5 protein-coding genes and 1 pseudogene are annotated in these 3,783 nt (G+C 60.5%); 1 reads left to right on the top strand and 5 read right to left on the bottom strand.

Going from position 1 to position 3,783, the window contains the following annotated elements; genetic code table 11:
• Positions 1-313 (top strand): annotated as a pseudogene (locus KGA97_RS29175) (methyl-accepting chemotaxis protein); the annotation flags it as partial.
• Positions 314-490: 177 nt separating this feature from the next.
• Here KGA97_RS29175 and KGA97_RS29170 read toward each other — a convergent pair.
• The 5 genes from KGA97_RS29170 to KGA97_RS29150 form a co-directional block, all read right to left on the bottom strand.
• Positions 491-703 carry a FitA-like ribbon-helix-helix domain-containing protein gene (locus KGA97_RS29170; RefSeq protein WP_223415918.1) on the bottom strand — a complete coding sequence of 71 codons (213 nt, stop codon included), beginning with the start codon at positions 701-703 and terminating at the stop codon, positions 491-493.
• Positions 704-771: 68 nt separating this feature from the next.
• A complete protein-coding gene (locus KGA97_RS29165; protein ID WP_008036566.1) occupies positions 772-1,140 on the bottom strand; it encodes a glyoxalase superfamily protein in 369 nt (122 codons plus the stop codon).
• Positions 1,141-1,296: 156 nt separating this feature from the next.
• Positions 1,297-2,772: an N-acyl-D-amino-acid deacylase family protein gene (locus tag KGA97_RS29160; protein WP_223481971.1), complete on the bottom strand. Its 1,476-nt coding sequence runs from the start codon at positions 2,770-2,772 to the stop codon at positions 1,297-1,299.
• Position 2,773: 1 nt separating this feature from the next.
• The gene (locus KGA97_RS29155) at positions 2,774-3,634 is read right to left on the bottom strand and encodes a MurR/RpiR family transcriptional regulator (RefSeq protein WP_008029861.1); all 861 of its coding nucleotides are present in this window, start codon (positions 3,632-3,634) and stop codon (positions 2,774-2,776) included.
• Between the two features lie 15 nt (positions 3,635-3,649).
• Positions 3,650-3,783 (bottom strand): GntP family permease (locus KGA97_RS29150; RefSeq protein WP_223481965.1); only part of this gene is annotated, 134 nt, incomplete at its 5' end.

The raw sequence follows: 3,783 nt of genomic DNA, 5'->3' as shown, positions 1-3,783 counted from the left end.
GCAACAAGTGTCCGCCGTGATGAACAACAGCCGCGCCCTCACCGACAGCAGCGTCGCCCTGACCCGCAAGGCCGGCGTGTCACTGGAAAATATCACCCGCACGGTGTCCAACATCCAGTCGATGAACCAGCAGATCGCTGCCGCCGCCGAACAGCAAAGCGCCGTGGCCGAAGAGATCAGCCGCAGCATCATCAACGTACGCGACGTGTCCGAACAGACCGCCGCTGCCAGCGACGAAACCGCTAAATCCAGTGTTGAACTGGCGCGGTTGGGGAATCAGTTGCAGATGATGGTGAGTCACTTCAGGGTTTGACGTTCACTTTGCGGTGAAGCAAAGGCCCATTCGCGGGCAAGCCTCGCTCCTACAGGATTGATGTCGTTCGGAAAATCATCTGAACAACATCAATCCTGTAGGAGCGAGGCTTGCCCGCGAATGCAATCAACAGACAACGGATACCAGGGATCGGACCCTAGCCTCACATTCACAGCCTTAACGCAGAGGCAGATCTAACTCGATACCACCACTCTCTCTGAATCGATTATTGATTCGACTCCCCAAACCGCAGGTACGACCATTCGGGTCGAGCGCTTTCCTCAAGATGAAGAGAGCCTCCTCTTCAACTGAACGGCAATTACTCTCTGCCGCGATTCGCAATTGCTCGTAGATCTGCTGATCAAGATTGCCAATGGTAATGCTGGCCATAAGCGCCTCCTGTGCTCGTCGAAATTGAACGGACGACACTATCACGAGGCGTGATTTTTCCTGCCGCGTTACACACTAATCGCATTGGTAAACACCAACCGATTCCCGAACGGATCAGCGATGGTCATGTCCTGGCTGCCCCACGGCATGGCCTGGATCTGTGGGTGCGAAAACGTGTAGTCCTTGGCCAGCAATTGCTGCTGAAATGCCTCCAGCTCATCGGTCTCGATGCGCAGCGCCGAGCCCGGCGTGCTGTCGCCGTGATGTTCCGACAGGTGCAACACGCATTCGCCGCGGGAGACTTGCAGGTACAGCGGGAAATTCGGCTCGAAACGGTGCTGCCAGTCGATCTTGAAACCGAGGAAGTCGACGTAGAACTCCACGGCTTTGTTTTCGTCGAAAATCCGCAGGATCGGGGTGGTTTTGCCGAAGCTCATCAAGTTGCTCCCAGACTGGTAAGGCCCAGAGTGTAGCCGGGCTAGTGTCAGCGCTTCGGCTTGGCGATGGCTTTCTTTAATTGCAATGTGCCACCACGTGAAGCAGTTCAAAAGATTTGTCGACTGGCTGATCGCTTTCGCCGGCAAGCCTGGCTCCTACAGGGGTTTGTGGAGGCTCTGAAAACCGTCACGCAAATCGCCTTCCCGAGCCAGGAACCGCCCTTCCCTTTTGCCGTTCGCCTGCCCTTCGCTGTAACTCAACACACCGTTGACCCACACCCCGTCAATGCCTTCTGCCGCCCGTTGCGGATCGTTGAAATCCGCGACATCACGAATCGTTGCAGGATCGAACAGCACCAGGTCCGCCCAATGCCCTTCACGGATTTCGCCGCGCTCCTTCAAGCCGAATCGCGCTGCGGACAACCCGGTCATTTTGTGTACCGCGGTGTGCAGCGGAAACAGCCCGACATCGCGACTGAAATGTCCGAGGACGCGTGGGAAAGCGCCCCACAAACGTGGATGCGGGAATGGGTCTTCCGGCAAGCCGTCGGAGCCGACCATCGACAGCGGATGCGCGAGGATGCTTCGTACGTCTGCCTCGTCCATTCCGTAGTACACCGCGCCAGCCGGTTGCAGCCGGCGAGCGGCTTCCAGCAGCGGAACGTTCCACTCGGCGGCGATATCCATCAGGTCGCGGCCACCGAGTTCCGGGTGCGGCGTGGACCAGGTGATGGTGATGCGGTGCGCATCGGTAACTTGCTTGAGGTCCAGGGTCGAAGAGCTCGCCGCGTAGGGATAACAATCGCAGCCCACCGGGTGGGTTTTCGCGGCCTCTTCAAGTGAGGCCAGCAGTTGCGGACTCCGCCCCCAGTTACCGGCGCCGGCACATTTGAGGTGGGAAATGATCACCGGTGATTGCGCATGACGGCCGATCTGGAACGCCTCGTCCATGGCCTCCAGCACGGGCTCGAACTCGCTGCGCAAATGGGTGGTGTACACCGCGCCGAATGCCGTCAGTTCTTCGGTCAGTTGCATCACTTCATCGGTGGACGCCGAGAACGCGCTGGCGTACGCCAGACCGGTGGACAGACCCAACGCGCCGGCTTCAAGGCTTTCGCGCAGTTGCTCACGCATCGCGCTGATTTCATCAGGCGTGGCCGTGCGAAACAGGTCGTCGAGGTGATTGCTGCGCAACGCGGTATGGCCGACCAGAGCGGCGACGTTCAACGTGGTGTTCGCCGCTTCGACCGCCGCGCGGTAGTCGCGAAACGTCGGGTAAACAAAGGCCGCCGAGGTGCCGAGCAGGTTCATCGGGTCTGGCGGATCGCCCTTCAAACTCACCGGCGAAGCGCTGATCCCGCAATTGCCGACGATCACCGTGGTCACGCCCTGGCTGAGCTTGGGCAGCATTTGCGGCTGGCGGATCACCACCGTGTCGTCGTGGGTGTGCACGTCGATAAAACCCGGTGCCAGCACTCGGCCGGCGGCGTCGATTTCTTCGCTGGCGGTGGCGTCGTGCAGGTCGCCGATGCGCTCGATGCGGCCATGCAGAATTGCCACGTCGGCGGGGTAACCGGGGGCGTTGCTGCCGTCGATGATCAGGGCGTTGCGAATCAGCGTGTCGTACATCATGTCAGTCTCCCAGCGGCAAGTGATCGTCGCCGCCGCGGTAATCGTCGAGGGCGAGTTTGATCCGCCGCAGACGTTCTTGATTGTCTTCAGGATTGGCCAGCGCCAGCTCGGTTGCGAGCACATCGATGGCCAGCAGCATGCCGTAGCGCGCCGCCGTGGGTTTGTAGATGAACGAGGTTTCCGCACTTTGCAGTGGCAGCACGATGTCGGCCAGTTGCGCCAACGGCGAGTCGCTGCGTGTGATGGCCAGAATTCTTGCGCCGTAGTTGCGGGCCAGTTCCACCGTTTCGAGCAACTCGGGGGTGATGCCGGTCAGCGAGCAGACGATGACCACGTGCTCGGCACTGAGGCTGGCTGCGGTGACCCGCATCATCACCGGGTCGTGACACACCGAAATCGGGTAGCCGAAGCGCACCAGCCGCACTTGCAGTTCATCGCTGCACAAGGTCGAGCAACCGCCCATGCCGAAGGCATGAATCATCCGCGCCTTGCCCAACAGTTTCACCGCGTCGGCGAAGCGCGACTCGTCGAACGCCGACAGGTGCTGACGCAACGTCGACTCGATATCGCCCACAATCTGCCCATAGAACGCCGATTGATCGGGCGTGCCCGCCGGGTCGAGAAAACGGCTGCCGACGCCGCTGGCCTGTGCCAGTTGCAGGCGCAGGTCGCGCAAGTCGCGGCAACCCACCGTGCGGGCGAAACGCGACAGCGTGGCGGTGCTGACTTCCGCTCTCAGCGCCAGCTCGTCGAGGCTGGCGGCAGAGGCAAATCCTACGTCGTCGAGCATCAGCCGCGCGATGCGTCCTTCGCCGGCGCTGAAGGAATCCTGACGGGCGCGGATCTGGTAGAGGATGTCCATGGCAGGCGGCTCCGGTTAAATCAGGTAAGAAAGACCCACGGTCAGCGCGAAGGCGACCAGCGAAATAATGGTCTCCAGCACGGTCCAGGTCTTGAACGTCTGGGTGACGCTCATGTTGAAGTATTCCTTGATCAACCAGAAGCCGCCGT

Origin of the sequence: Pseudomonas sp. BF-B-15, from assembly GCF_019946675.1 — a bacterium.
In the GTDB taxonomy this organism is placed as follows: domain Bacteria; phylum Pseudomonadota; class Gammaproteobacteria; order Pseudomonadales; family Pseudomonadaceae; genus Aquipseudomonas; species Aquipseudomonas migulae.
The sequence above is the reverse complement of the archived record's forward strand: the minus strand, read 5'-3'. Positions and strand labels throughout refer to the sequence as shown.

Excerpts from the sequence above, each read along its gene's own strand:
- KGA97_RS29170 (WP_223415918.1), bottom strand. The coding sequence starts at position 703 with ATGGCCAGCATTACCATTGGCAATCTTGATCAGCAGATCTACGAGCAA.
- KGA97_RS29165 (WP_008036566.1), bottom strand. The coding sequence starts at position 1,140 with ATGAGCTTCGGCAAAACCACCCCGATCCTGCGGATTTTCGACGAAAAC.
- KGA97_RS29160 (WP_223481971.1), bottom strand. The coding sequence starts at position 2,772 with ATGATGTACGACACGCTGATTCGCAACGCCCTGATCATCGACGGCAGC.
- KGA97_RS29155 (WP_008029861.1), bottom strand. The coding sequence starts at position 3,634 with ATGGACATCCTCTACCAGATCCGCGCCCGTCAGGATTCCTTCAGCGCC.